The 25,928-nt window shown below is 70.9% G+C and carries 21 protein-coding genes; 6 read left to right on the top strand and 15 right to left on the bottom strand.

Annotated elements, in window-relative coordinates:
- The first annotated feature begins 27 nt into the window (after window positions 1-27).
- On the top strand, window positions 28-1,017 hold the full coding sequence (locus K7B10_RS29705) for a COX15/CtaA family protein (RefSeq protein ID WP_229340731.1): 990 nt from the start codon (window positions 28-30) through the stop codon (window positions 1,015-1,017).
- A 33-nt stretch (window positions 1,018-1,050) separates the two neighbouring features.
- On the opposite strand, the gene K7B10_RS29700 is transcribed toward K7B10_RS29705, so the two are convergent.
- From K7B10_RS29700 to K7B10_RS29690, 3 genes are all read right to left on the bottom strand, one after another.
- Window positions 1,051-2,178 carry an amidohydrolase family protein gene (locus K7B10_RS29700; protein WP_229340729.1) on the bottom strand — a complete coding sequence of 376 codons (1,128 nt, stop codon included), beginning with the start codon at window positions 2,176-2,178 and terminating at the stop codon, window positions 1,051-1,053.
- A gap of 106 nt (window positions 2,179-2,284) precedes the next feature.
- Window positions 2,285-2,629: a hypothetical protein gene (locus tag K7B10_RS29695; protein ID WP_229340727.1), complete on the bottom strand. Its 345-nt coding sequence runs from the start codon at window positions 2,627-2,629 to the stop codon at window positions 2,285-2,287.
- 39 nt (window positions 2,630-2,668) lie between these two features.
- On the bottom strand, window positions 2,669-3,616 hold the full coding sequence (locus tag K7B10_RS29690) for a heme o synthase (protein WP_229345508.1): 948 nt from the start codon (window positions 3,614-3,616) through the stop codon (window positions 2,669-2,671).
- Window positions 3,617-3,871: 255 nt separating this feature from the next.
- On the opposite strand from K7B10_RS29690, the gene tkt reads away from it, so the two are divergent.
- The 5 genes from tkt (at window position 3,872) to pgl (ending at window position 10,568) form a co-directional block, all read left to right on the top strand.
- Window positions 3,872-5,974 carry a transketolase gene (tkt, locus tag K7B10_RS29685; protein WP_229340725.1) on the top strand — a complete coding sequence of 701 codons (2,103 nt, stop codon included), beginning with the start codon at window positions 3,872-3,874 and terminating at the stop codon, window positions 5,972-5,974.
- A gap of 34 nt (window positions 5,975-6,008) precedes the next feature.
- Window positions 6,009-7,127 (top strand): transaldolase, encoded by a 1,119-nt coding sequence (tal, locus tag K7B10_RS29680; RefSeq protein WP_229340723.1) that lies wholly within the window; start codon window positions 6,009-6,011, stop codon window positions 7,125-7,127.
- A 5-nt stretch (window positions 7,128-7,132) separates the two neighbouring features.
- A complete protein-coding gene (gene zwf, locus K7B10_RS29675) occupies window positions 7,133-8,659 on the top strand; it encodes a glucose-6-phosphate dehydrogenase (RefSeq protein ID WP_267501497.1) in 1,527 nt (508 codons plus the stop codon).
- Window positions 8,656-9,690 (top strand): glucose-6-phosphate dehydrogenase assembly protein OpcA, encoded by a 1,035-nt coding sequence (gene opcA / locus K7B10_RS29670; RefSeq protein ID WP_229340721.1) that lies wholly within the window; start codon window positions 8,656-8,658, stop codon window positions 9,688-9,690. The genes zwf and opcA overlap by 4 nt, the downstream gene beginning before the upstream one ends.
- 95 nt (window positions 9,691-9,785) lie before the next feature.
- Window positions 9,786-10,568 (top strand): 6-phosphogluconolactonase, encoded by a 783-nt coding sequence (gene pgl, locus K7B10_RS29665; RefSeq protein WP_229340719.1) that lies wholly within the window; start codon window positions 9,786-9,788, stop codon window positions 10,566-10,568.
- Window positions 10,569-10,644: 76 nt separating this feature from the next.
- On the opposite strand, the gene pgi is transcribed toward pgl, so the two are convergent.
- The 12 genes from pgi to K7B10_RS29605 form a co-directional block, all read right to left on the bottom strand.
- The gene (gene pgi / locus K7B10_RS29660) at window positions 10,645-12,300 is read right to left on the bottom strand and encodes a glucose-6-phosphate isomerase (RefSeq protein ID WP_229345504.1); all 1,656 of its coding nucleotides are present in this window, start codon (window positions 12,298-12,300) and stop codon (window positions 10,645-10,647) included.
- Between the two features lie 175 nt (window positions 12,301-12,475).
- Complete coding sequence (locus K7B10_RS29655; protein ID WP_010352468.1) at window positions 12,476-12,811, bottom strand: RNA polymerase-binding protein RbpA; 336 nt, start codon at window positions 12,809-12,811, stop codon at window positions 12,476-12,478.
- 187 nt (window positions 12,812-12,998) lie between these two features.
- A complete protein-coding gene (gene secG, locus K7B10_RS29650) occupies window positions 12,999-13,220 on the bottom strand; it encodes a preprotein translocase subunit SecG (protein WP_030858951.1) in 222 nt (73 codons plus the stop codon).
- A gap of 151 nt (window positions 13,221-13,371) precedes the next feature.
- A complete protein-coding gene (gene tpiA, locus K7B10_RS29645) occupies window positions 13,372-14,148 on the bottom strand; it encodes a triose-phosphate isomerase (protein WP_229340717.1) in 777 nt (258 codons plus the stop codon).
- A 6-nt stretch (window positions 14,149-14,154) separates the two neighbouring features.
- Window positions 14,155-15,366, bottom strand: a complete 1,212-nt coding sequence (locus K7B10_RS29640; RefSeq protein ID WP_229340715.1) for a phosphoglycerate kinase — start codon at window positions 15,364-15,366, stop codon at window positions 14,155-14,157.
- 144 nt (window positions 15,367-15,510) lie between these two features.
- On the bottom strand, window positions 15,511-16,518 hold the full coding sequence (gap, locus tag K7B10_RS29635) for a type I glyceraldehyde-3-phosphate dehydrogenase (RefSeq protein WP_030160344.1): 1,008 nt from the start codon (window positions 16,516-16,518) through the stop codon (window positions 15,511-15,513).
- A 230-nt stretch (window positions 16,519-16,748) separates the two neighbouring features.
- Complete coding sequence (locus tag K7B10_RS29630) at window positions 16,749-19,703, bottom strand: M14 family metallopeptidase (protein ID WP_229340713.1); 2,955 nt, start codon at window positions 19,701-19,703, stop codon at window positions 16,749-16,751.
- A 169-nt stretch (window positions 19,704-19,872) separates the two neighbouring features.
- On the bottom strand, window positions 19,873-20,862 hold the full coding sequence (gene whiA, locus K7B10_RS29625; RefSeq protein ID WP_030160342.1) for a DNA-binding protein WhiA: 990 nt from the start codon (window positions 20,860-20,862) through the stop codon (window positions 19,873-19,875).
- Window positions 20,853-21,923, bottom strand: coding sequence for a gluconeogenesis factor YvcK family protein (locus K7B10_RS29620; protein ID WP_053688632.1), 1,071 nt, complete (start codon window positions 21,921-21,923; stop codon window positions 20,853-20,855). The genes whiA and K7B10_RS29620 overlap by 10 nt, the downstream gene beginning before the upstream one ends.
- Entirely contained in the window at window positions 21,920-22,867 is a 948-nt protein-coding gene (gene rapZ, locus K7B10_RS29615) for an RNase adapter RapZ (RefSeq protein ID WP_030858943.1), read from the bottom strand. Before rapZ ends, K7B10_RS29620 begins: the two co-directional genes overlap by 4 nt.
- A 44-nt stretch (window positions 22,868-22,911) precedes the next feature.
- Entirely contained in the window at window positions 22,912-24,957 is a 2,046-nt protein-coding gene (gene uvrC, locus K7B10_RS29610) for an excinuclease ABC subunit UvrC (protein WP_229340711.1), read from the bottom strand.
- 176 nt (window positions 24,958-25,133) lie between these two features.
- Entirely contained in the window at window positions 25,134-25,925 is a 792-nt protein-coding gene (locus K7B10_RS29605; RefSeq protein WP_229345502.1) for a hypothetical protein, read from the bottom strand.
- Window positions 25,926-25,928 lie beyond the last annotated feature (3 nt).

Raw genomic sequence — 25,928 nt, 5'->3', positions numbered from 1 at the left:
GACCTGCCGACACCCCCTCGTGAAAGTTTGCACAAGGCTCCGCGTACGATAAGCGCCGTGTTGACCCCTCTCGCCTTCATCGCCAACCGCTGGACCCCGTCACCCCGGACCGTCCGGCGGGCCGCGCTCGCCGCGCTCGTCATGAGCGTGCTCATCGTCGTCACCGGTGGCGCGGTACGGCTGACCGGCTCCGGTCTCGGCTGCGACACCTGGCCCAAGTGCACCGACGACAGCCTGATCGTGACCCAGGAGCAGGGCTTCCACGGGGCGATCGAGTTCGGCAACCGCATGCTGACGTACGTGCTCTGCGCGGCCGTTGGCTGGAGCATCGTCGCGGCCCGCTCGGCCAAGCCGTGGCGCCGTTCGCTGACGAAGCTCGGCTGGCTCCAGTTCCTCATCGTGATGGGCAACGCGGTCCTCGGCGGCATCACCGTCCTGACGGGGCTCAACCCGTACAGCGTGGCCGGGCACTTCCTCCTCGCCACCTCGCTGATCACCGTCACGACGATCACCTGGCAGCGCACCCGCGAGGGTGACACGGATGCGAAGCCGCGCGTCCCCGGCCCCGTGCGCAAGCTCTCCTGGGCCCTCATCGCGACCACCCTGGTACTGATCGCGGCGGGCACGGTGGTCACCGGTTCCGGTCCGCACGCGGGCGACCGCAGCGAGATCAAGCGGATGCCGTTCGACTGGGCGGCCACCGCCCACGTCCACGCGATCTCCGCCTGGGTGGTGTGCGCGCTCGCCGTGGCCATGTGGCTGGTGCTGCGCGTGGTCGACGCGCCGACCGACACCCGGGCCCGCGCCCGTGACCTGCTGGTCGTGCTGCTCGCGCAGGGCGCCATCGGCTACGTCCAGTACTTCACCCACGTGCCCGAGGCCCTGGTCGCCGCGCACATGCTCGGCTCCTGCCTCGTCTGGATCGCCGTGCTCCGCATGGCGCTCAGCCTGCGGGAGCGGCCCGCGACGCAGGCGGAGATCCCGGCGCAGAGCGACCCGCAGCTCTCCGCGGTCTGAGCCGCCGGGGCCGGGGCCCCGGCCCCGCGCCGCTCACCCGCGCTCGTCCAGCCGGTAGACGCGGCGGGCATTGCCCGCCGCGACCATCGCCGCCACCCGTTCGGCGTCCCGCCAGGACCAGGCGCCCTCGCCGACCCAGCCGCCCAGCACCCGGCCCAGCGCCTCCCGGAAGACCAGGGCGCCCACCGCGTGCAGTTCGGGCAGCCGGCGCCCGCCGCTGGAGAACAGCAGCTTGCCGAACGGAGCCAGCTCCAGCACCTCGGCCAGCACCCCCGCCGCCCGTGCGCCGCTCTGTCCGAGCGCCGCGCCCAGATCGGCGTGGACGTGCGGGAAGGCCGCCGCCAGCTGGGCGGCGTGCCGGTGGTAGGGGTATCCGCCGAGCAGCACCAGGCGGGTCCCGAGCCCCGCCGTGGCCCGTACGAACTCCGTCAGCAGCGCCGGATCGGCCTGCTCCGGCCGCTGCCCCGGCTCCCCCGCGCCCGCCCCGGTGTGCAGCTGGAGCGGCAGCCCGGTCGCCACCGCGCTCCACAGCAGGTGCCGCAGGAGTACGGGGTCCCGTACGGCCCCGCCCTTGACGCGCCGGGCCAGCCACCGGCCGGCCGCCCCCCGCACCTCGCCCGGACCGGGCGGCTCGGGGGCCCGCCCCAGCACCGCCGGGTACCCCGCGTCCGCACCGCAGGTGAAGGCCACGGCTGCGGCGGCGGCGTGGTGGACGGCCTCGGCGAGGTTCGCGAGGAAGGCCGGGACGGTGCCGGAGGTGTCGGCGACCTGCTCGGCCAGCAGCTCCAGCCGTACGACCTCGAAGGCGTCGGCGTCCCCCGCGAGCGCCAGCTCCTTGGGGACGGTGAGGTCGCCGGGCACTCCCGTGTCGACCAGATAGGCGGCGACTCCGGAGCCCCGCAGCAGCCTGCGCCCGGACTCGACCACGCCCAGCTCGCGCCGCCGGGCCAGGTACCGGGCGGGGGTGCAGTGCGGCTCCAGCCCGAGCAGCGGCGGACACCAGCGGCGCACCGCGAAACCGGTCTGGGTGTCGAAGAAGGTGGTCCCGGCGGCGGGCGGGCCGGCGGAGCGGATCAGCTGGGCCTCGAAGGTGCCGAGGCCCAGCTCCGTACGGAGCACTCCGTGGCAGTACTGGTCCACCAGGGGCGGCGTTTCGATCATCCGGGCATCCCGTTGCGGACGTGAGGAAGGGGCTTCCACACGTCCTAACGGGTGAGCGGGGTGTGAGGTGTTGCTCGCGCTGTTGACCGAGCGGCCACCGTCACGGTCAGGCGGCCGGGTTCGCCGCCCCGCCGATCTGGATGCCGGCCATCCGGGACCACTCGTACGGACCGGTCTTGACACGCGCGGCGAACTCGCCGTCGAACTCCTCGTGGAGGGTCAGGCCGGCCTTCTCGGCGGCCAGCTGGGCCACCGAGTACGTCGGGGCCACCAGGTCGCCCCAGCCGCCGTCCGTGCCGACGAGGACGATCCGGGTGCCGGCCTGGCCGATGTGCGCGATCTGGCCCTCGGCGCCGCCGTGGTGCTTGGCGAACGCGCCGATCTGACGGGCCAGCTTCGCGGCCTTCCGGTCCTGCTTCTTGTCTGCGGTGTCCGCCGTGGTGTCTGCCATGGACAGCATGCTACCGGCGGGTAATGATCGGAGGAAGCGTCAGCGGAGGAAGGGGTCCACGGCCACCGCCACGAACAGCAGCGACACGTAGGTGATGGACCAGTGGAACAGGCGCATCTCCTTGAGCTTGCCGCCCGTCACGCCCGCCTTGGCCCGCGCGTGCAGCGCGTGCGCCTCCCACAGCCACCAGCCGCCGGCCGCCAGCGCGACCGCCGTGTAGAACCAGCCGGTGTACCCCAGCGGGGTGAGGAGCAGCGAGACGGCCACCATCACCCAGCTGTAGAGGACGATCTGGCGCGCCACGGCCTGGTTGCCCGCCACGACCGGCAGCATCGGCACGCCGACGCGCGCGTAGTCCTCCTTCACCTTCATGGACAGCGGCCAGTAGTGCGGCGGCGTCCAGAAGAAGATGACGAGGAAGAGGATGACGGCGGCCCAGGAGACCTCGTTCTTGACGGCGGACCAGCCGATGAGCACCGGCATGCAGCCGGCGATGCCGCCCCAGACGATGTTCTGCGCGGTGCGCCGCTTCAGCAGCATCGTGTAGACGACGACGTAGAAGAGGAGCGCCCCGAGGGCGAGCGCGGCCGACAGCCAGTTGACGAGCAGCCCGAAGAACAGGGTGGAGACCACCGCGAGCGTGATGCCGAAGGCCAGGCACTCGCGCGGGCTCACCATGCCGGTCACCAGCGGCCGCTGCGCGGTGCGGTCCATCAGCGCGTCGATGTCGCGGTCGATGTACATGTTCAGCGCGTTGGCGCCGCCCGCGGACAAGTACCCGCCGAAGCAGGTGGCGAGGACCAGCCACAGCGACGGCACGCCCTGTTCGGCGAGGAACATCACCGGCACTGTGGTGATCAGCAGAAGTTCGATGATTCGCGGCTTGGTCAAAGCCACGAAAGCCATGACCCGGGCCCCGAACGGCCGGTGGACGGGGCTCGTCCCGAGCACCCCCGCTGGACGGGATTCGACGGCCGTCACGCACACCCCTGACAGAGAAACCAGCAAGCTCCGGACATAAAGGTCCGCTGAAGGCTCGCACGTACCACGCCACTGTAGACGTTGCACTTACGTCGCCCTGCGCGGGGGTCGCCTCGTGTTGGTCCGATCGGAGCCGCCGACGTCATGACGGACTGCGGGCACTCGAATAGCTGCACGCCGTCACGGGGGTAGGCTCGGAATCGCGCCGGTGCACCGTTCGTCACCGGGTAACAGACATGTGGAGAGGAGCCCTGACCCACGGTGAGCACCAAGCCGACGACCACAGAGCTCGACTGGACCGATCTCGACCAGCGGGCCGTCGACACCGCCCGCATCCTGGCCGCCGACGCCGTCCAGAAGGTGGGTAACGGCCACCCCGGTACGGCGATGAGCCTGGCCCCCGCCGCGTACACCCTCTTCCAGAAGGTGATGCGGCACGACCCGGCGGACCCCGAGTGGGTCGGCCGCGACCGTTTCGTGCTTTCCGCGGGGCACTCGTCCCTCACTCTTTACACCCAGCTCTACCTCGGCGGCTTCGGCCTGGAGCTCGCCGACCTCGAGGCCTTCCGCACCTGGGGCTCCAAGACCCCCGGCCACCCGGAGTACGGCCACACGGCCGGCGTCGAGACCACCACCGGCCCGCTGGGCCAGGGCATCGCGAACGCGGTGGGCATGGCCATGGCCGCCCGCTACGAGCGCGGCCTGTTCGACCCGGAGGCCGCCCAGGGCGCCTCCCCGTTCGACCACATGGTCTACGCGATCGCCGGCGACGGCTGCCTCCAGGAGGGCATCTCCCACGAGGCGTCCGCCCTGGCGGGCCACCAGAAGCTCGGCAACCTGGTGCTGCTGTGGGACGACAACCACATCTCCATCGAGGGCGACACCGAGACGGCCGTCTCCGAGGACACCCTCAAGCGCTACGAGGCGTACGGCTGGCACGTCCAGCGCGTCGCGCAGCAGCCGAACGGCGACCTCGACCCGAAGGCGCTCTTCGAGGCCCTGGCCGCGGCCAAGGCCGAGACCGGCCGCCCCTCCTTCATCGCGATGCGCTCGATCATCGCCTGGCCGGCCCCGCACGCCCAGGGCACCGAGGCCTCGCACGGCTCGGCCCTCGGTGACGACGAGGTCGCCGCCACCAAGCGCGTCCTCGGCTTCGACCCGGAGAAGAGCTTCGACGTCTCCGCCGAGGTCCTCGCGCACACCCGCAAGGCGCTGGACCGGGGCCGCGAGGCCAAGGCCGCCTGGGAGAAGGACTTCTCCGCCTGGCGCACCGCCAACCCGGAGCGCGCCGCCGAGTTCGACCGCATCAACGCCAACGAGCTGCCCGCCGGCTGGGAGGACAAGCTCCCCGCCTTCGAGACCGGCAAGGGCATCGCCACCCGCGCGGCCTCCGGCAAGGTCCTCGAGGCCCTCGGTGCGGTCATCCCGGAGCTGTGGGGCGGCTCGGCCGACCTGGCCGGCTCCAACAACACCACGATCGACAAGCACTCGTCCTTCCTCCCGAAGGGCAACCCGCTGCCGGAGGCCGACCCGTACGGGCGCACCGTCCACTACGGCATCCGCGAGCACGCCATGGCCGCGACCATGAACGGCATCGCGCTGCACGGCCACACCCGCATCTACGGCGGCACCTTCCTGGTGTTCTCCGACTACATGCGCAACGCCGTCCGCCTGTCCGCGCTGATGCACGTGCCGGTGACGTACGTGTGGACGCACGACTCCATCGGCCTCGGCGAGGACGGCCCGACGCACCAGCCGGTCGAGCACCTCGCCTCGCTGCGCGCCATCCCGGGCCTGAACGTGGTCCGTCCGGCCGACGCGAACGAGACCGTCATCGCCTGGCGCGAGATCCTGCGCCGCCACACCAAGGTGTTCGGCAAGGGTGCCCCGCACGGTCTGGCGCTGACCCGTCAGGGCGTGCCGACGTACGAGCGCAACGAGGACGCCGCCAAGGGCGGGTACGTGCTCTTCGAGGCGACGGGCCCCGAAGGCCAGAGCGCGACGGCCCAGGTCGTCCTCATCGGCACCGGCTCCGAGGTCCAGCTCGCCGTCGCCGCGCGCGAGGCCCTGCAGGCCGAGGGCATCCCGGCCCGCGTGGTCTCGATGCCGTCCGTCGAGTGGTTCGAGGAGCAGGACCAGGCGTACAAGGACAGCGTCCTGCCCCCGTCCGTCAAGGCGCGCGTCGCGGTCGAGGCCGGTATCGGCCTGACCTGGCACCGCTACGTCGGCGACGCCGGCCGGATCGTCTCGCTGGAGCACTTCGGCGCCTCGGCCGACGCCAAGGTGCTGTTCCGCGAGTTCGGCTTCACCTCCGAGGCCGTGACCGCCGCCGCCAAGGACTCCATCGCCGCCGTCGCGCGCTGACGCCCGTACCGAACCAGTAGGAGATGCAATTCCCATGACAGACGCACTCAAGCGCCTCTCCGACGAGGGCGTGGCGATCTGGCTGGACGACCTGTCCCGCAAGCGCATCACGTCCGGCAACCTGGCCGAGCTCATCGACCAGTCGCACGTGGTCGGTGTCACCACCAACCCGTCGATCTTCCAGAAGGCGATCAGCAGCGGTGACGGCTACGAGCAGCAGCTCGCGGACCTCGCCGCCCGCAAGGTCACCGTCGACGAGGCCATCCGCATGATCACGACGGCGGACGTCCGCGACGCCGCCGACATCCTGCGCCCGGTCTACGACCGCACCGACGGCCAGGACGGCCGGGTCTCCATCGAGGTCGACCCGCGCCTGGCCCACAACACCACGGCGACGATCGCCGAGGCCAAGCAGCTCGCCTGGCTGGTGGACCGCCCGAACACGCTCATCAAGATCCCGGCGACCAAGGCCGGCCTGCCGGCGATCACCGAGGTCATCGGCAAGGGCATCAGCGTCAACGTCACGCTGATCTTCTCGCTGGAGCGCTACCGCGAGGTCATGGACGCGTACCTGGCGGGTCTGGAGAAGGCCAAGGCCGCGGGCCTGGACCTCTCCCTGATCCACTCGGTCGCCTCCTTCTTCGTGTCCCGCGTGGACTCGGAGATCGACAAGCGCCTGGACGCCATCGGCACCGACGAGGCGAAGGCCCTCAAGGGCAAGGCGGCCCTCGCCAACGCCCGTCTGGCCTACGAGGCCTACGAAGAGGTGTTCTCCTCCGACCGGTGGAACGCCCTGGAGCGCGTCGGGGCCAACAAGCAGCGTGCGCTGTGGGCCTCGACGGGCGTCAAGGACCCGGCGTACAAGGACACCCTGTACGTGGTCGACCTGGTCGCCCCGAACACGGTGAACACCATGCCGGAGGCCACCCTGGAGGCCACCGCCGACCACGGTGAGGTCACGGGTGACACCGTGCGCGCCACGTACGACCAGTCCCGCGCCGAGCTCGACGCGGTCGCAAAGCTGGGCGTCTCGTACGACGATGTGGTGCAGCTGCTCGAGGACGAGGGCGTCGAGAAGTTCGAGGCGTCCTGGAACGATCTGCTGAAGTCCACCGAGGCGGAGCTCGCGCGCCTTGCCCCCACGGAGGCCTGAACACCTTGTCTGTGAACGGAGCGAACCCGCTTCGTGACGCACAGGACCGGCGGCTCCCGCGCATCGCGGGGCCGTCCGGCCTGGTCATTTTCGGCGTTACGGGTGACCTGTCGCGCAAGAAGCTGATGCCCGCCATCTACGACCTGGCGAACCGGGGGCTGCTGCCGCCGGGCTTCTCGCTGATCGGCTTCGCCCGCCGTGAGTGGGAGCACGAGGACTTCGCCCAGGAGGTGTACGAGGCCGTCAAGCAGCACTCGCGCACCCCCTTCCGGGAGGAGGTCTGGCAGCAGCTGGTGCAGGGCTGCCGCTTCGTACAGGGCGATTTCGACGACGACGCGGCGTTCGAGACCCTGAAGTCCACGATCGACGACCTGGACAAGGCGCAGGGCACGGGCGGCAACTTCGCCTTCTACCTGTCGGTGCCCCCGAAGTTCTTCCCCAAGGTGGTCCAGCAGCTCAAGAACCACGGGCTGGCGCAGAAGGAGGGCTCCTGGCGGCGTGCCGTCATCGAGAAGCCCTTCGGGCACGACCTGAAGAGCGCCGAGGAGCTCAACAAGGTCGTCCACGAGGTCTTCCCGCGGGACGAGGTCTTCCGGATCGACCACTACCTCGGCAAGGAGACCGTCCAGAACATCCTGGCGCTCCGCTTCGCCAACACGATGTTCGAGCCGATCTGGAACCGGTCGTACGTCGACCACGTGCAGATCACCATGGCCGAGGACATCGGCATCGGCGGCCGGGCCGGGTACTACGACGGCATCGGCGCGGCCCGCGACGTCATCCAGAACCACCTGCTGCAGCTGCTCGCGCTGACCGCGATGGAGGAGCCCGGCTCCTTCCACCCCAAGGCGCTGGTGGCGGAGAAGCTCAAGGTCCTCACGGCCGTCGAGCTCCCCGAGGACCTGGGCAAGCACACCGTGCGCGGCCAGTACTCGGCGGCGTGGCAGGGCGGCGAGAAGGTCGTCGGGTACCTCGAAGAGGACGGCATCGACCCCAAGTCGAAGACCGACACCTACGCGGCCATCCGCCTGGAGATCAACAACCGCCGCTGGGCGGGGGTCCCGTTCTACCTGCGGACGGGCAAGCGCCTGGGCCGCCGGGTGACCGAGATCGCGGTCGTCTTCAAGCGGGCCCCGTACCTGCCCTTCGAGTCGGGCGCGACCGAGGAGCTGGGGCAGAACGCCCTGGTCATCCGGGTCCAGCCGGACGAGGGCATCACGGTGCGCTTCGGCTCCAAGGTCCCGGGCACCTCCATGGAGGTCCGGGACGTCACGATGGACTTCGCGTACGGCGAGTCCTTCACGGAGTCGAGCCCCGAGGCGTACGAGCGGCTGATCCTCGATGTCCTGCTGGGTGACGCGAACCTCTTCCCGCGCCACCAGGAGGTCGAGCTGTCGTGGAACATCCTCGACCCGATCGAGGAGTACTGGGACAAGCACGGCAAGCCCGCGCAGTACCCGGCGGGTACCTGGGGGCCGATCGAGGCGGACGAGATGCTCGCACGAGACGGACGGAGCTGGCGCCGGCCATGAAGATCGACCTCACGGAGACCACCTCCAGCAAGATCAACGCCGCGTTGGTGCAGGCGCGCCGGGACATCGGCACGCCGGCCATCGGCATGGTCCTCACGCTGGTGATCGTGACCGACGAAGAGAACGCGTACGACGCGCTCAAGTCGGCGAACGACGCGTCCCACGAACACCCTTCGCGGATCGTCGTCGTCATCAAGCGGGTCAGCCGCTCGGCTCGCAGCCGCCGCGACGCCCGTCTCGACGCGGAAGTCCGCGTCGGGGCGGACGCCGGCACCGGCGAGACGGTGGTGCTCCGCCTCCACGGTGAACTGGTCGACCACGCCCAGTCGGTGGTTCTCCCGCTCCTCCTGCCGGACGCGCCCGTCGTCGTCTGGTGGCCGGACGGTGCCCCGTCGGACCTGGCGGGCGACCCGCTGGGTGCGCTCGGGCAGCGCCGGATCTCGGACACGTACGCCTGCGAGAACCCGCAGCAGGCGCTCGGGCAGCGGGCCGCGGCCTACGCCCCGGGTGACACGGACCTGTCCTGGACCCGGATCACGCCGTGGCGTTCGATGCTGGCGGCCGCGCTGGACCAGCAGTCCGTCAAGGTCGCCTCGGTGGTCGTCGAGGGCGAGGACGAGAACCCGAGCTGCGAGCTGCTGGCCATGTGGCTGGCGGACCGCCTCCAGGTCCCCGTCCGGCGTACGATCTCCGCCGGTCCCGGTCTGACCTCGGTCCGGCTGGAGACCAAGGACGGGGACATCGTCCTGGACCGGGCGGACGGCGCCCTGGCGACGCTGTGCATGCCGGGGCAGCCCGACCGTGCCGTGGCGCTCAAGCGCCGTGACACGGCCGAGCTCCTGGCGGAGGAGCTGCGCCGGCTGGACCCGGACAACACGTTCGAGGCCGCGCTGAAGTTCGGCGTGGCCAAGCTCGCCGCCGAGGGCTCGGCGGCCCCGGCTCCGGCCGAGACCGAGGCCGCTCCGGCCGCGGCCGAGGCCCCGGCCGCGAAGCCCGCGGCCAAGCCCGCGAAGAAGGCCTCGGCCAAGTAGGCGGTAGCCGCTGCGCGGGGCCTTCCCCCGCGCAGCGGCGTCCGTACACCCGCACACCCGCACACCCGCACTACGACAAGGCGGCAGCCATGGGCATGACGACTCCCCAGGTCGTCGTCCACCGGGACAAGGAGCTGATGGCCCAGGCCGCAGCGGCCCGGCTCATCACCAAGATCGTCGACGCGCAGGCCGCCCGCGGCAGCGCCTCCGTCGTCCTCACCGGCGGCCGCAACGGCAACGGCCTCCTCGCCGCGCTCGCCGCGGCCCCGGCCCGCGACGCCGTCGACTGGTCGCGGATCGACCTCTGGTGGGGCGACGAGCGCTACGTCCCCGCCGACGACCCCGAGCGCAACCACACCCAGGCCCGTGAGGCCCTCCTGGACTCCGTACCCGTCGACCCGGCCCGCGTGCACGCCATGCCCGCCTCCGACGGCCCGTACGGGGCGGACGTGGACGCCGCGGCCGCCGCCTACGCGGCCGAGCTGGCCAAGGCCGCCGGGCCCGAGGACCACGGGCCGGTCCCCACCTTCGACGTCCTGATGCTGGGCGTCGGCCCGGACACCCACATCGCCTCGCTCTTCCCCGAGCACCCGGCCTCCCGCGAGAGCGAGCGCACGGTCGTCGGCGTGCACGGCGCACCCAAGCCGCCGCCCACCCGGATCTCCCTGACCCTCCCGGCCATCAGGGCGGCCCGCGAGGTCTGGCTGCTGGCGGCGGGCGAGGACAAGGCCGGGGCGGTGGCCATCGCCCTCGGCGGCGCCGGCGCCGTCCAGGCACCCGCCGCACAGGCGTACGGCCGCTCCCGCACCCTGTGGCTGCTGGACCGCACGGCCGCGGCGAAGCTCCCGGTGGGTCTGTACCCGCCGGCCGCCTCCTGATCCGACGGCCCCGTACGGCCGAAGGGCCCGCCCCCCGAACGGGGAGCGGGCCCTTTGCGTGTCCGACGGCCGTCCGTCAGCTGCGGCCGCGCAGCTGACGGTATGCGGCCACCAGGGCCTTGGAGGAGGCGTCCAGCCCCGGCACCTCCGCGCCGTCCGTCAGAGCCGGCTCGACCCGCTTCGCCAGCACCTTGCCGAGCTCCACTCCCCACTGGTCGAAGGAGTCGATGTTCCACACCGCGCCCTGTACGAACACCTTGTGCTCGTACAGCGCGATCAGCTGGCCCAGCACCGCCGGGGTGAGGTCCTGCGCCAGGATCGTCGTCGTCGGGTGGTTGCCCTTGAACGTCTTGTGCGGGACCAGCGGCTCCGCCACGCCCTCCGCGCGGACCTCGTCCGCCGTCTTGCCGAAGGCCAGCGCCTGCGTCTGCGCGAAGAAGTTCGCCATCAGCAGGTCGTGCTGGTCCGCCAGCTTCGGCTCCAGTTCACCGAGCGGCCGGGCGAAGCCGATGAAGTCCGCCGGGATCACCTTCGTGCCCTGGTGGATCAACTGGTAGTACGCGTGCTGCCCGTTGGTGCCGGGCGTTCCCCACACCACTGGACCGGTCTGCCAGTCCACCGGATTGCCGTCCCGGTCCACGGACTTGCCGTTGGACTCCATGTCCAGCTGCTGGAGGTACGCGGTGAAACGGGAGAGGTAGTGGCTGTACGGGAGGACCGCGTGCGACTGCGCGTCGAAGAACGCCCCGTACCAGACCCCCAACATGCCCATCAGGAGCGGCACGTTCTGCTCCGGCGGGGCTGTGCGGAAGTGCTCGTCCACCGTCCGGAAGCCACCCAGCATCTCGCGGAAGGCGTCCGGCCCGATCGCGATCATCAGCGAGAGCCCGATCGCGGAGTCGAAGGAGTAGCGCCCGCCGACCCAGTCCCAGAACCCGAACATGTTGGCCGGATCGATGCCGAACGCGGTGACCTTCTCCTCGTTGGTCGACAGCGCCACGAAGTGCCGTGCCACGGCGGCCGCGTCACCGCCCAGACCCGCCAGCAGCCACTCCCGCGCCGACTCGGCGTTGGTGATGGTCTCGATGGTGGTGAAGGTCTTGGAGGCGATGATGAACAGCGTCTGCGCCGGGTCCAGGTCCCGTACGGCCTCGTGCAGGTCCGCGCCGTCCACGTTGGACACGAACCGCACGGTCAGACCGCGGTCGGTGAACGCGCGCAGCGCCTCGTACGCCATCGCCGGGCCCAGATCGGAGCCGCCGATGCCGATGTTGACCACGTTCTTGATGCGCTCGCCGGTGAAGCCGGTCCACTCCCCCGACCGGACCTGGTCGGAGAAGGCCGCCATCTTGTCGAGCACGGCGTGCACCGCGGGGACGACGTTCTCGCCGTCCACCTCGATCACCGCGTCCTGCGGCGCGCGCAGCGCGGTGTGCAGGACCGCCCGGTCCTCCGTCGTATTGATCTTCTCGCCGCGGAACATCGCCTCGCGCAGCTCGGCCACGCCCGTCGCAGCCGCCAGCTCGCGCAGCAGCTCCAGCGTCTCGTCCGTCACCAGGTGCTTCGAGTAGTCGATGTACAGGTCCCCGACCCGCAGCGTGTAGCCGGTTCCCCGGCTCGGATCCGCCGCGAACAGCTCGCGCAGGTGCGTCTGCCCCAGCTCTTCGCGGTGCTTGCCGAGTGCCAGCCACTCGGGCGTCCGGTTGAGCCTCGTACGGCTGTCTGCGTTCATCTCGGACATCAACCCGTTTCTTCCGTCCTGTCGTGCCCCGCCGATCACCAACCTAAGGGATCAAAGGGGGGTGTGCCGGACAGCGCCTTCGGCGCGGGGTACGCAAAGGGGCCCGGCCCGCTGGAGAAGACTCCTGCGGGCCGGGCCCCATGTCACACCGTCACTCCTGCGTTCGTCAGATCTCACCGCGGAGCTTGGCGAGCGCCTCGGCGAGGATCGCCTCGCCGTCGGCGTCCGACCGGCGCTCCCGCACGTACGCCAGGTGCGTCTTGTACGGCTCGGTGCGCGGCGGCGCCGGGGGGTTGTCCCGGTCCTGGCCGGCCGGGAACCCGCAGCGCGGGCAGTCCCAGGTGTCCGGCACCTGCGCGTCGCTGGCGAAGCTCGGCTGCGTCTCGTGCCCGTTCGAGCACCAGAAGGAGATGCGCAGGCGGGGCGCGGACTCGCCGCGCTCGGCCTCACCCATCGGCCCCGCTCCGACCCGACTGCCACGGATCGCGTTGCCACTTGCCACGGTCGTAACTCCCTGCGTGATGGTGCCGCGAAGCGTGAGTGGATTCCGCTGCGGGCGCCCCAGTCTACGTAAGGCCCAACGCACGTCCATCACATGGAGTTACTCACTCCAGGGCACGGACGCAGTCCTCATGATAGGCGGGGTGGAGCCGACCGGACCGGCACAATGGCCAGAACCGTCGGCTCCGCTACTTCAGCAGAATCCCGAGCGCCATGATGCAGGCGAACCAGAGCAGGCCGATCACGACGGTGATGCGGTCCAGGTTGCGCTCCGCGACCGAGGAGCCGCCGACGGAGGACTGCATGCCGCCGCCGAACATGTCGGAAAGGCCGCCGCCCTTGCCCTTGTGCATCAGCACGAGCAGCATCAGCAGGGCGCTGAAGACGATCAGGGCGATCGAGAACCCCATAATCACGGCTGATTCCTACTTTCTGGCTTCACTGGCTGTCCGGCTCCGCTTGACGTGCGCGGGGGCCAGTGGCTGTCGGTTCAGCCTCCTGGCCCCCGCAAGGGTACGACGGATCCGCCCTACCGCATACTCGCTGCGACGATCACGCAGGTCACTGGTCGCGGAAGCGGACGATCTTCACGAATTCGTCCGCGTCCAGTGCCGCGCCGCCGATCAGGGCGCCGTCGACATCGGGCTGCGCCATGATCGCCGCGATGTTGCCGGACTTGACCGAGCCGCCGTACTGGATGCGGACCTTGTCGGCCAGCTCCTGGGAGTAGAGCTCGGCGAGGCGGGTGCGGATCGCCCCGCAGACCTCCTGCGCGTCTTCGGGGGTGGCGACCTCGCCGGTACCGATCGCCCAGACGGGCTCGTAGGCGATCACGATGGACTCGGCCTGCTCGGCCGGGAGGTCCTTGAGGCCGCCGTCGACCTGGGCCAGGGTGTGGGGGACCTGCTGTCCGGCCTTGCGGACGTCCAGGCCCTCGCCGACGCAGAGGATCGGGGTGATCCCGTGCCGGTAGGCGGCCTTGACCTTGGCGTTGCAGAGCTCGTCGCTCTCGCCGTGGTACTGGCGGCGCTCGCTGTGGCCGACGGCCACGTACGTGCACTTCAGCTTCGCGAGCATGGAGCCGGAGATCTCGCCGGTGTAGGCGCCGGAGTCGTGCGCCGAGATGTCCTGGGCGCCGTACTTGATCTTCAGCTTGTCGCCGTCGACCAGGGTCTGGACCGAGCGCAGGTCGACGAAGGGCGGCAGGACCGCGACCTCGACGGCGTCGTAGTCCTTGTCGGCGAGCGCGAAAGAGAGCTTCTGGACGTGTGCGATGGCCTCGAGGTGGTTGAGGTTCATCTTCCAGTTGCCCGCCATCAGCGGGGTACGCGTGGTCATACGGGTTCAGACCTCCAGTGCGGCGAGGCCGGGGAGCGTCTTGCCCTCGAGGTATTCGAGGGAGGCGCCGCCACCGGTCGAGATGTGACCGAAAGCGTTCTCGTCGAAGCCGAGCGTGCGCACGGCCGCGGCGGAGTCGCCGCCGCCGACCACGGTGAACGCGCTGCTGTCGACGAGGGCCTGCGCGATGGCGCGGGTGCCTCCGGCGTAGTCGGGGTGCTCGAAGACGCCCAGGGGACCGTTCCAGAAGACGGTCTCCGCGTCGGCGATCTTCGACGCGTACAGCTCACGGGTCTTCGGACCGATGTCCAGACCCTCCTTGTCGGCGGGGATCTTGTCCGCGTCGACGGTGACGAACTCGGCCGGGGTCTTGCCCTTGAGGTCGGGGAAGTCCGCCGAGGCCAGGATGTCGACCGGGAGGACCAGCTCGACGCCCAGCTTCTCGGCGCGCGCCATGTACTCCTTGACGACGTCCACCTGGTCCTTCTGGAGCAGGGAGATGCCGACCTCGTGGCCCTTGGCGTAGAGGAAGGTGTACGCCATGCCGCCGCCGATGAGGATGCGATCGGCCTTGCCGAGCAGCTGGTCGATGACGGCCAGCTTGTCGGAGACCTTGGCGCCGCCGAGGACGACCACGTAGGGGCGCTTGACCTCGGCGGTCAGCTTCTTCAGGACGCCGACCTCGGTGGCGATCAGGTAGCCGGCCACGTGCGGGAGGCGCGCGGGCAGGTCGAAGACCGAGGCGTGCTTGCGGTGGACGGCGCCGAAGCCGTCGCCGACGTAGACGTCGGCGAGCTCGGCGAGCTGGTCCGCGAAGGCGCCGCGCTCGGCGTCGTCCTTCGAGGTCTCACCGGCGTTGAAACGCAGGTTCTCGATGACGGCGACCTGGCCGTCGGCGAGGGCGGCCACGGTCTCCTTGGCGGAGGAACCGACGGTGTCGGTGGCGAACGCGACGTCCGCACCGAGCAGTTCACCGAGTCGCTTGGCGGCCGGAGCGAGTGAGAAGGCCGGGTCCGGGGCGCCCTTGGGGCGACCCAGGTGCGAGGCGACGATCACGCGGGCGCCGGCTTCGGCGAGCTTCGCGATGGTCGGCTGCACGGCACGGATGCGGCCGTCGTCGGTGATCGTGTCGCCCGCGAGCGGCACGTTGAGGTCGGCGCGGACGAAGACCCGCTTGCCGGTCACGCCGTCGGCGAGCAGTTCGTCGATCGTCTTCATGTGTTTCTACTCCTTATCCCCATACACGGGTTCTGCCGGTGCGGGGCCGATCGGTGGAGGCAGACGACAGGGCCCGTGCAGCGCTCCATCGCGCTGACCGGACCCTGTCCTCACATCTTGGTGCCTGGCCCTGCTACCTGAGACTTAGAGCTGACCGCCGACGAAGACGGTCAGGTCGACGAGGCGGTTGGAGTAGCCCCACTCGTTGTCGTACCAGCCGACGACCTTGACCTGCGTACCGTCCTGAACCATGGTCAGGGAGGAGTCGAAGGTGCAGGAAGCCGGCCAGTTCACGATGTCGGAGGAGACGATCGCGTCCTCGGTGTAGTCGAGGATGCCCTTGAGCTGGCCCTCGGCGGCCTTCTGGAAGGCGGCGTTGATCTCTTCCTTGGTGGTCTCGCGAGAGAGCTCCAGGACGAGGTCGGTGACCGAGCCGGTCGGGACCGGGACGCGCATGGCGATGCCGTCCAGCTTGCCCTTGAGCTGCGGGAGGACCAGAGCGGTGGCCTTGGCGGCACCCGTCGAGGTCGGGATGATGTTCTCGGCGGCGGCGCGGGCGCGGCGCAGGTCCGAGTGCGGGAAGTCCAGGATGCGCTGGTCGTTCGTGTACGCGTGGACCGTGGTCATCATGCCCTTGACGATGCCGAAGTTCTCGTCGAGAACCTTGGCCATCGGCGCCACGCAGTTGGTGGTGCAGGAGGCGTTGGAGATGACGTGGTGGTTGGCCGCGTCGTACTTGTCCTGGTTGACGCCCATCACGATCGTGATGTCCTCGTCCTTGGCCGGAGCCGAGATGAGGACCTTCTTCGCGCCCGCGGCGATGTGCTTGGCGGCGTCGGCCTTCTTCGTGAAGATGCCGGTCGACTCGATGACGATGTCCGCGCCGAGCTCGCCCCAGGGCAGGTTCGCGGGGTCACGCTCGGCGAACGTCTTGAAGGTGTTGCCGCCGACGGTGATGGTGTCGTCGGTGTGGGAGACCTCGGCCTTGAGGCGGCCCAGGATGGTGTCGTACTTGAGCAGGTGCACCAGGGTCGCGTTGTCAGTCAGGTCGTTGACACCGACGATCTCGATGTCCGCTCCCTGCTCAAGGAGCGCCCGGAAGTAGTTGCGGCCAATGCGGCCAAAACCGTTGATGCCTACGCGGATCGTCACGAACCGATCTCCTCGTTGGTGCGCCGGCCTGTCCCGCCGGCGAGCTGTATGGGATGTCCCCGACCGCTTACGACCCTACCTCTCCGTGAGCTTTTGAGTGACATCGGCCGGGACCTGACACTCCCCTCGCCACACGGGAGACCGCCCCCGGGGCCCGTACGCTGCGCTCGGAACGGGACCCGGGGACTTCCGCCCCCATCACTCAGAGTGAGCGAAAGGGGCTCGTATGATCAGCGGTGCAGCGACCTGAGCGCCTTACCGACGAGTACGGCTCGGTCGGCCGCCGCCGGCAGGTGTTCGAGGCCGAAGCCGAGGAGCACCGTGTTACGCGTAGTCACCGAGGCGTACGACTTGAACAGCTCGCCGGACCGGGCCCAATCGCCCGGAACCGCGGGACTTCCGGCAGGTGCGCCCTGGGCGGTCCAGGCACCCAGGGAGGTCTCGAACCCCTCCACGGCCTGGTCGGCTCCCCCGACGGAGACGCGCGCGTCGTCCGCGAAGAGGCCGCGGCCGCCGGAGCCGCCGTCCGAGACGTAGGAGAGGGAGACCTCGACGGTCTTGCCCGCGTACGCGCTCAGGTCGAAGGCGACCTGCTTCCAGCCGTCGGAGGACCCGGTGAAGCTGTTCCACCGGCCGCTCGTGCCACTGGCCGTGCAGCCGGCGCTGTCGAGGGTCAGGTAGTGCTTCAGGAAGGGGTGGCCGTTGACGTAGAACCCGGCCTCGCACTCGGTCGGGACGGCGTTGCCGCTCAGACCGCCCGCCTCGGGCAGCGTGGTCCAGTCCTCGGCGCCGGTGGTGTGGGCCTCCAGGATCGCGTGGTCGTAGCCCTCCTCGGTGTTCCAGTTGAGGGCCATCTTGAGCTGCGGGTTGTCGGCGGCGGTGACCTTGGTCAGGTCGATGGTGCGGGTCAGCCGCTTCCACTCGTCGTCCTCGTGGGTGGCCGCGGCCATCCCCGTGCCGGAGTAGGGGGCGTACGGGTTCACGACCCCGGCGTACTGGCCCGCCTGCGCGCTCTTGAACTGCGGGAACTGCGCCGCCGGCAGGGAGTCGGAGGTGACCGCGTACGAGCCGGGGGCGTTGAACGGGTTGCCCGCCGCGTCGGCCAGGCCGCCCTTGGCGCCGGTGAGGGCACCCGTACCGGTGAAGCCCTTCGCGCCGCCGGCACTCGTACGGCTGTAGGCGCCGAGGTAGTACTGGCTGAAGTCGTTCGTCACGGCGCGGCCGACCTGGGCGTTGCCGCCCGCGAGCTCGCCCGCCTCGATCAGCTTGCCGCCCTCGTTGAGGAAGTCCCTCACGGCGAGCTGGGTGTCGCCGCCGGGGGTCTTGGCACCGGTGTAGTGGACGGCCGTGCGGAAGTGGGAGAGCACACCGAGGTGGTGCGGGGCGCCCTGCGTGGCCACGTCCCACACCGCCGCCGACTTGCCGTTGGCGCGCAGGGCGTCGACGTACTCCTGTGCGTGCTGGGCCCTGGCGCCCTCCTCCGCGATCACCAGGACGTCGGCGCGCGGCCGCTCGGCCACCGTGTACGTGAAGTGCCCGCTGGAGACCTGCCTGCCGGAGCCGTCACGGCCGGTGAACCAGACCTCGACCTTGTCACCGGGCTTGGCGCCGTCAACCTCGGCCCGGTACTCGTCGAACCAGTTGTTGTCTTCGCCGCCGTAGACGTCGCCGCCCTTCCAGGCCTTGAGCCCGTCGTCGTGCGTGCGGCCGCCGTTGATCCGGAACTTGAGCTGCTTGTCCTTCAGCGCCTTGCGGGCGGTGACGGAGACCGTCTGGTCCTCGCCCTTGGCCACGTAGGAGGTGGTGAAGGGGTCCGGGGTGAAGTCGGCGGCGCTCAGGCCCACGGAGGACTTCGGCTGGTCCGGGTGGGCGGCGCTCTCGCCGACCGCGAGGGCGAAGGGGACGTTCTTCGCGAACTCCGCCTGGATGAGCTTCTCGTCGTCCGGGAAGTTGAAGCCGGACTGGCAGTCCTCGGGCTTCCACCGGTCGTTGGGGTCGCTCGCCGACGCCGTCTGGCAGGTGGTCATCTCCGGCGTGAACATCATGACGCCGTTGACGTTCGCGGCGTGGCCGTCGGCCTCGCCGTTGGTGGTGTAGAGCTCGGAGGAGATCTGCGGGTAGTAACCCGGGATCGCGGAGTTCTCCGGAGTGCCGGCGAGCGCCTTGTAGGCGACGTCGTCCGGGGTGGGGGTGGCCACCTGCCAGCCCACGCCGTAGAGCAGCAGCTCGGAGGCGGAGTGGTAGTTGATGGCGTACTTGAAGCCGATGCGCTTCTCGAACCTGTCGAGGGCGACGGTCTCCGGCTCGGAGGAGGGCTTGGTGCCGCGGTAGGTCTCGCTCGACTGGTTCGGCGAGGAACCCTCGTTGTCGTAGCCCCACTTGTAGGCGAAGTTCCGGTTGAGGTCCACGCCGTCACCGGTGGTGATCTTGCCGTCGCCGTTGTTGTCGCGCAGGTTCTTGCGCCACAACCGGTCGCCGTCCGGGGAGTGCGTGTAGTCGTACCCGTCCGGGTTGGCGGACAGCAGGAACCACAGCTCGGTGGAGTCCACCAGTTTGGTGATCCGCTGGTCCTTGCCGTAGCTGTCGAGGGTGTGGTGCATCAGCCGCCGGGTCATCTCGGGGGTGATCCACTCACGGGCGTGCTGGTTGGACATGTAGAGCACGGACGGCTTGGCGCCGTCCCCGGTGGTGCGGGCGTTCTTGGTGACCTTCAGGGCCAGGATGTCCTTGCCCTGGACGGTCTTGCCGATGGAGACCACCTTGGCGAGGCCGGGGTTGGCCTGGGCCGCCTTGAGGATCTCCTCCTGGAGCCCGCCCTTGCCGCTGTACGGGCGGAAGACCCCGTCGCCGACGGCCTGGGAACGGGCCGCGTTCGCCGGGACCCGGTGCTCGGCGAGCTTGACGCCCTGGCCGGCGAGCTCCTTGGCCTGGGCGCCGGTGAGGAACAGCTCGACCTTGGCGGTCCCGGTCTCCGGGGCCCGCTCGCTGAGCTCGTGGGCGTCCTGGCCCGCGGCGAGGAGCAGCGGTACCTGCTCCTTCGTGACGTCCGCGTCGTAGACCCGGACCTCGTCGGCGCCGGGTGAGGCGTCTGCGGCGGGCTGGGCGTGGGCCGCCGGGAGGGCGGCCAGTGTGGTTCCGATGACGAGTGCGCTTGCGGCGAGGATCGATCTCGCGCGGTGCCTCATGTGCCCCCCTGGGCGTCGTCTGCCACGAAAGCCTTCGGACGACAGGCTCACGATCAAGGGATGCTCATGTCAATGGGGCGTGTCTCAAAGGGGCCCGCACGTGTGACGTGCGGGCCCCTTTGAGACGTACGGCGTGAGGCGTACGGGGGATCTCGGCGCGGCCGGGGCCTCAGCCCGCCATGTTGTCGGCCAGGTCCTCGCTCAGGTTGGACTCGGTGCCCGGGATGCCCAGGTCCTGCGCCCGCTTGTCGGCCATCGCCAGCAGGCGGCGGATCCGGCCCGCGACCGCGTCCTTCGTCAGCGGCGGGTCGGCGAGCGCGCCCAGCTCCTCCAGGGAGGCCTGCTTGTGCTCCATGCGCAGCCGGCCGGCCGCCGCGAGGTGCTCGGGGACCTCCTCGCCGAGGATCTCCAGCGCGCGCTGGACCCGGGCGCCGGCGGCCACCGCGGCCCGCGCCGAGCGGCGCAGGTTGGCGTCGTCGAAGTTGGCGAGGCGGTTGGCGGTGGCGCGGACCTCGCGCCGCATCCGCCGCTCCTCCCAGGCCAGCACCGACTCGTGGGCGCCGAGCCGGGTCAGCAGGGCGCCGATCGCGTCGCCGTCGCGGACCACGACCCGGTCCACGCCGCGGACCTCGCGCGCCTTGGCGGCGATGGAGAGCCGGCGGGCGGCGCCCACCAGGGCCAGGGCGGCCTCCGGACCGGGGCAGGTCACCTCCAGGGAGGAGGACCGGCCCGGCTCGGTGAGCGAGCCGTGGGCCAGGAAGGCGCCGCGCCAGGCCGCCTCCGCGTCACAGGTGGCCCCGGAGACCACCTGCGGGGGAAGACCCCGGATGGGACGGCCGCGGCCGTCCACGAGGCCCGTCTGGCGTGCCAGCTGGTCACCGCCGGCCACGACCCGGACGACGTACCGGCTGCCGCGGCGCAGTCCGCCGGGAGCCATGACGACGAGGTCCGAGGAATGGCCGAAGATCTCCAGGATGTCCTTGCGCAGGCGCCGGGCAGCGATCCCGGTGTCCAGCTCCGCCTCGATGACGATCCGCCCGCTCACCAGGTGCAGCCCGCCCGCGAACCGAAGAATCGCCGAGACCTCCGCCTTCCTGCAGCAGGTCCGGGTGACGGGGAGCCGGGAGATCTCATCCTTCACCGCTGGCGTCATCGCCATGGGCCGATCCTTCCATGCATCCGAAAAATACGGTCGTACGCGGCGGCGAGCAGCTCCGGGTCATGCTTCGGAGAGCCGTCTTCCCTGGCCACCGGCGCCAGCTCGACCGCGGCACCGAACCGTTTTGCGGCATCGGCGAGGGACTCGCGGTCGGGCACGGCGGCCTCGTCGGCCAGCACCACGTCCAGGGCGAGTTTAGGGGCGTGTCGGGCCAAAACCTCCAAATGACGCTGCGGAGAGAAGCCCTCTGTTTCGCCGGGCTGCGGCGCGAGGTTCAGCGAGAGGACCCTGCGGGCCTTGGTCTCGATCAGCGCGTCGAGCAGTTCCGGCACCAGCAGGTGCGGGATCACGGAAGAGAACCACGACCCGGGACCGAGGACCACCCAGTCCGCGTCCAGGACCGCCGCGACGGCCTCCGGCACGGCCGGCGGGTCCCCGGGCACGACCTGTACGGAGAGCACCTCGCCGGGGGTGGTGGCCACCGTGGCCTGCCCCCGGACGGTGTCGACCTCGCCCGGGCGGGCGGGGTCGTGGCCGCGGACCAGGGCCTGCAGCTCCAGCGGCACCGCCGACATCGGCAGCACCCGGCCCTGCGCGCCCAGCAGCTTCCCGACCAGGTCCAGCGCCTGGACCGGGTCGCCGAGCTGTTCCCACAGGGCGACGATCAGCAGGTTGCCGACCGCGTGCCCGTGCAGGTCGCCCTCGGACTGGAAGCGGTGCTGGATGACCCGGGCCCAGGTCTGGCCCCAGTCGTCGTCGCCGCACAGCGCGGCCAGCGCCTTGCGCAGGTCGCCGGGGGGCAGCACGCCGAGCTCCTCCCGGAGCCGGCCGCTGGAGCCGCCGTCGTCGGCGACGGTGACGACGGCGGTGAGCTCGCCGGTGATCCGGCGCAGGGCCGCCAGGGAGGCCGACAGGCCCATGCCGCCGCCGAGGGCGACGACCTTGGGTGCGACCACCTTGGGGGCCGCGCCGCGGCGCAGCCCGGTGCGGCCCGCGCCGTCCTCGTCCCGCCCCGAGGTGAGGCGGCGCAGGCGGCGCAGCCGCAGGGTCCGTCCGGTCACTCGCGCCCCATGTCCCGGTGGACTACGACGGTCTCGACTCCCTCGGAGGCGAGGCGGGCAGCGAGCTTCTCGGACATGGCCACGCTGCGGTGCTTGCCGCCGGTGCAGCCGACCGCGATGGTCACGTACCGCTTGCCCTCGCGGCGGTAGCCGGTGGCGATGAGCTGGAGCAGCTCGGTGTAGCGGTCGAGGAACTCCTTGGCGCCCGGCTGGCTGAAGACGTAGCCCGACACCTCCGGATTGAGGCCGGTGAAGGGCCGCAGCTCGGGGACCCAGTGCGGGTTCGGGATGAAGCGGCAGTCGACGACGAGGTCGGCGTCGACGGGCAGGCCGTACTTGTAGCCGAAGGACATGACGGTCGCCCGGAGCTCGGGCTCCTCGTCGCCCGCGAACTGGGCGTCCATCTTCGCGCGCAGCTCGTGCACGTTCAGGCTGGAGGTGTCGATGACCAGGTCGGCGTCGCCGCGCAGCTCGCGCAGCAGGTCGCGCTCGGCGGCGATGCCGTCGGTGATGCGGCCGTCGCCCTGGAGGGGGTGCGGGCGGCGGACCGACTCGAAGCGGCGGACCAGGGCGTCGTCGGAGGACTCCAGGAAGACGATGCGCCGGGTGACGCCCTTGCTGTCGAGGTCGGAGAGGGACTCGCGCAGGGCGTCGAAGAACTGGCGGCCGCGGACGTCGACGACGACGGCGATGCGCGCCACGTTGCCCTGCGAGCGGGCGCCGAGCTCCACCATGGTGGGGATCAGCGCGGGCGGGAGGTTGTCGACGACGAACCAGCCGAGGTCTTCGAGACACTTGGCCGCCGTACTGCGCCCGGCCCCGGACATGCCGGAGATGATCACCAGCTCGGGGATGGCCGCCTCGGCGGTATCTCCGGGCTCCACTGTCGTGCCCGTACTCACCTGTGCTCCGTCTCGGTCGTGCTCGGTCGTGTGGTCGGTCATCTGCTCGGCCGTCTCGCCGCTCGTCTGGTCGGTCTCGCGCTCGGTCATTGCTCGGTCCCCCGTTCGGACGATGTCCCCCGGCTGCCGCCGGGAGGTGCCCCCACCCGCGGGGGCGGGGTCTCATCCTCAATGATCTCTCCTGTCGCCGTGTTGACGGCAGGACCGGCGGGAACCGACCGGGCGAGCGCCGCGGCCACGGTCTCGGCCGTCTTGCGGCCTATGCCAGGGACCTCGCAGATCTGGTCGATTGTCGCCTGTCTCAGCTTCTTCACCGAACCGAAGTGCTTGACCAGCGCCTGCCTGCGGCTTTCGCCGAGTCCGGGCACCTCGTCGAGCGGGCCCGCCTTGAGTCGCTTCCCGCGCTTGTTCCGCTGGTACTGGATCGCGAAGCGGTGGGCTTCGTCACGCACCCGCTGGAGCAGGTAGAGCCCCTCGCTGGTACGGGGCAGCACGACCGGGTCGTCCTCGCCGGGCAGCCAGACCTCCTCCAGCCGCTTCGCCAGCCCGCAGACGGCCACGTCGTCGATGCCGAGCTCCTCCAGGGCGCGCTTGGCGGCGGCCACCTGCGGCTGCCCGCCGTCGACCACGACGAGCTGCGGCGGGTAGGCGAAACGCTTCGGCCGCCCGTCGTCCTCGGCGAGGGGGTTCTCCCCCTCCTCCCCGTCCTCCGGGGACCACTCGCCGGTCTTGAGCTTCTCCTGGAGGTAGCGGCGGAAGCGCCGCGAGACCACCTCGTGCATGGACCGGACGTCGTCCTGCCCCTCGAACGATTTGATCGCGAAGCGCCTGTACTCGCTCTTCCTGGCCAGTCCGTCCTCGAAGACGACCATCGAGGCCACCACGTCGTCGCCCTGGAGGTGCGAGATGTCGAAGCACTCGATGCGCAGCGGCGCACTGTCCAGGTCGAGGGCCTCCGCGATCTCCTCCAGGGCCCGGGAACGGGTGGTGAGGTCGCTGGCGCGCTTGGTCTTGTGCAGGGCCAGGGACTGCAGCGCGTTGCGGTGGACGGTCTCCATCAGGGCCTTCTTGTCCCCGCGCTGCGGGATGCGCAGGCTGACCAGGGAGCCGCGCCGCTCGGCGAGCCACTCGCCCAGCGCGTGCGCGTCCTCGGGCAGGGCCGGAACCAGCACCTCCTTGGGGACCGCTTCGCCGCTCTCCTCCCCGTAGAGCTGCTGGAGCGCGTGCTCGACGAGGCCGGCGGTGTCCACGGCCTCGACCTTGTCGGTGACCCAGCCGCGCTGCCCGCGCACGCGCCCGCCGCGGACGTGGAAGATCTGCACGGCCGCTTCGAGCTCGTCCTCGGCGACGGCGACGAGATCGGCGTCCGTGGCGTCGGCGAGGACGACGGCGTTCTTCTCCATGGCCCGGCGCAGCGCCCCTATGTCGTCGCGCAGCCGGGCCGCCTTCTCGTACTCCATCTCCTCGGCGGCCTCGTGCATCTGTCGCTCCAGGCGGGACAGGTACGTACCGGTCCGCCCGGCCATGAAGTCGCAGAAGTCCTCGGCGAGTTCGCGGTGTTCGTCGGGGGTGACCCGGCCGACGCACGGCGCGGAGCACTTGCCGATGTAGCCGAGCAGGCAGGGCCGTCCGATCTGGGCGGACCGCTTGAACACCCCGGCGGAGCAGGTCCGCACCGGGAACACCCGCAGCATGAGGTCGACGGTCTCGCGGATCGCCCAGGCGTGCCCGTAGGGCCCGAAGTACCGCACGCCCTTCTTCTTGGGCCCCCGCATGACCTGGACCCTCGGATACTCCTCGTTCATCGTCACGGCGAGGGCGGGGTAGCTCTTGTCGTCCCGGTACTTGACGTTGAACCGGGGGTCGTACTCCTTGATCCAGGAATACTCGAGCTGGAGCGCCTCGACCTCGGTGGAGACGACGGTCCATTCGACGGAGGCGGCGGTGGTCACCATCGTGGCGGTACGCGGATGCAGCCCGGCGAGGTCCTGGAAGTAGCTGGCCAGCCGCTGTCGCAGGCTCTTGGCCTTCCCGACGTAGATCACCCGGCGGTGCTCGTCGCGGAATCGGTAGACCCCCGGGGAGTCGGGAATCTGCCCCGGCGCGGGACGGTAGCTGGAAGGGTCGGCCATGCCAACCACCCTACTTCCGCCCACCGACAACCCCGGTACACCGGGCCCGCGCAGGGCCCGCGCAGGGCCCGCGCAGGGCCCGCGCAGGGCCCGCGCAGGGCCCGGGCGGCCGCGCAGGGCCCGGGCGGCGGTGACCGCCCGGACCCCCGGCCGTCGCGCCCCTCGGGGCGGGCAGGTCAGGCCGGAGCGCGGCCCCGCCGTGACCGCCGCACGGCGAGCGCGCCGGCCGTGGCCAGCGCGAGCCCCCCGGCCACGGCCCCGGCCGCCGCGGGCACGCCCTCATCGGCGTCGGCGGTCACCGAGTAGCCTCCGGCCTTGCCCTGCTTCGCGTACTCCGACCCCGGCAGCTTGTCCCCGTAGGCCCGGGTCACCCGCGCCCGGTACGCGGCGAGGCTGGTGCCGCCCGCGCCCACGGCCCGCTCCGCGTCCTGGTCCAACGGCAGCACCCGGCCTTCCGCGGCCACGTACCACGCGTCGATCTGCGGTTCCCGGAACACCGTGCCGCCCGGCAGCTTGGCGGCGCCGAGCTGTGCGTAGCGGAACTCGTCGTCGCCGGTGGCGATGTTCACGACCTGCCACCCCGCCTCGGTCCGGGCGGTCCACAGCGCGGCCTGCTGTCCGTCGGAGGAGACCGCCTTGCTGGCGAGGAACTCCAGCCGGGCCACCGGCGCCCCCGCCTTGCCCGCCACGAAGTCCGGGGACAGGTAGCTGACCGGTATCGTCTCGCCCTCGATCCGCGGCCGCGCCGCGTCCGGCGCCACTCTGCCCTCGCGGGCGAAGAAGCGGGAGAGCGTGGCCAGGGTGTCGGGGGCGGCGGCCGCCCGCGCCGCCGCGGCCTTCGTCTCGGCGGTGACGGACGCGGGCTGCGGCACGGGCGCCGCCGAAGCCTGCGGGCCCGCCGCGATGACGACGGAGACGGCGCAGGCCGCGAGGACCGCGACGGAAACGCGCGTGGACACGGCGGTCATGGC

Origin of the sequence: Streptomyces flavotricini (assembly GCF_020639365.1) — a bacterium.
Lineage (GTDB): Bacteria > Actinomycetota > Actinomycetes > Streptomycetales > Streptomycetaceae > Streptomyces > Streptomyces flavotricini.
Note: the sequence above shows the minus strand (reverse complement) of the source record. Positions and strands in the feature narration are given on the sequence as shown.

What these genes read in the sequence shown, in the direction of transcription:
- K7B10_RS29700 (WP_229340729.1), bottom strand. Translation starts at nt 2,178, where the DNA reads ATGATCGAAACGCCGCCCCTGGTGGACCAGTACTGCCACGGAGTGCTC.
- K7B10_RS29695 (WP_229340727.1), bottom strand. Translation starts at nt 2,629, where the DNA reads ATGGCAGACACCACGGCGGACACCGCAGACAAGAAGCAGGACCGGAAG.
- tal (WP_229340723.1), top strand. Translation starts at nt 6,009, where the DNA reads ATGACAGACGCACTCAAGCGCCTCTCCGACGAGGGCGTGGCGATCTGG.
- opcA (WP_229340721.1), top strand. Translation starts at nt 8,656, where the DNA reads ATGAAGATCGACCTCACGGAGACCACCTCCAGCAAGATCAACGCCGCG.
- pgl (WP_229340719.1), top strand. Translation starts at nt 9,786, where the DNA reads ATGACGACTCCCCAGGTCGTCGTCCACCGGGACAAGGAGCTGATGGCC.
- pgi (WP_229345504.1), bottom strand. Translation starts at nt 12,300, where the DNA reads ATGAACGCAGACAGCCGTACGAGGCTCAACCGGACGCCCGAGTGGCTG.
- secG (WP_030858951.1), bottom strand. Translation starts at nt 13,220, where the DNA reads ATGGGGTTCTCGATCGCCCTGATCGTCTTCAGCGCCCTGCTGATGCTG.
- tpiA (WP_229340717.1), bottom strand. Translation starts at nt 14,148, where the DNA reads ATGACCACGCGTACCCCGCTGATGGCGGGCAACTGGAAGATGAACCTC.
- K7B10_RS29640 (WP_229340715.1), bottom strand. Translation starts at nt 15,366, where the DNA reads ATGAAGACGATCGACGAACTGCTCGCCGACGGCGTGACCGGCAAGCGG.
- K7B10_RS29630 (WP_229340713.1), bottom strand. Translation starts at nt 19,703, where the DNA reads ATGAGGCACCGCGCGAGATCGATCCTCGCCGCAAGCGCACTCGTCATC.
- whiA (WP_030160342.1), bottom strand. Translation starts at nt 20,862, where the DNA reads ATGGCGATGACGCCAGCGGTGAAGGATGAGATCTCCCGGCTCCCCGTC.
- rapZ (WP_030858943.1), bottom strand. Translation starts at nt 22,867, where the DNA reads ATGACCGACCACACGACCGAGCACGACCGAGACGGAGCACAGGTGAGT.
- uvrC (WP_229340711.1), bottom strand. Translation starts at nt 24,957, where the DNA reads ATGGCCGACCCTTCCAGCTACCGTCCCGCGCCGGGGCAGATTCCCGAC.
- K7B10_RS29605 (WP_229345502.1), bottom strand. Translation starts at nt 25,925, where the DNA reads ATGACCGCCGTGTCCACGCGCGTTTCCGTCGCGGTCCTCGCGGCCTGC.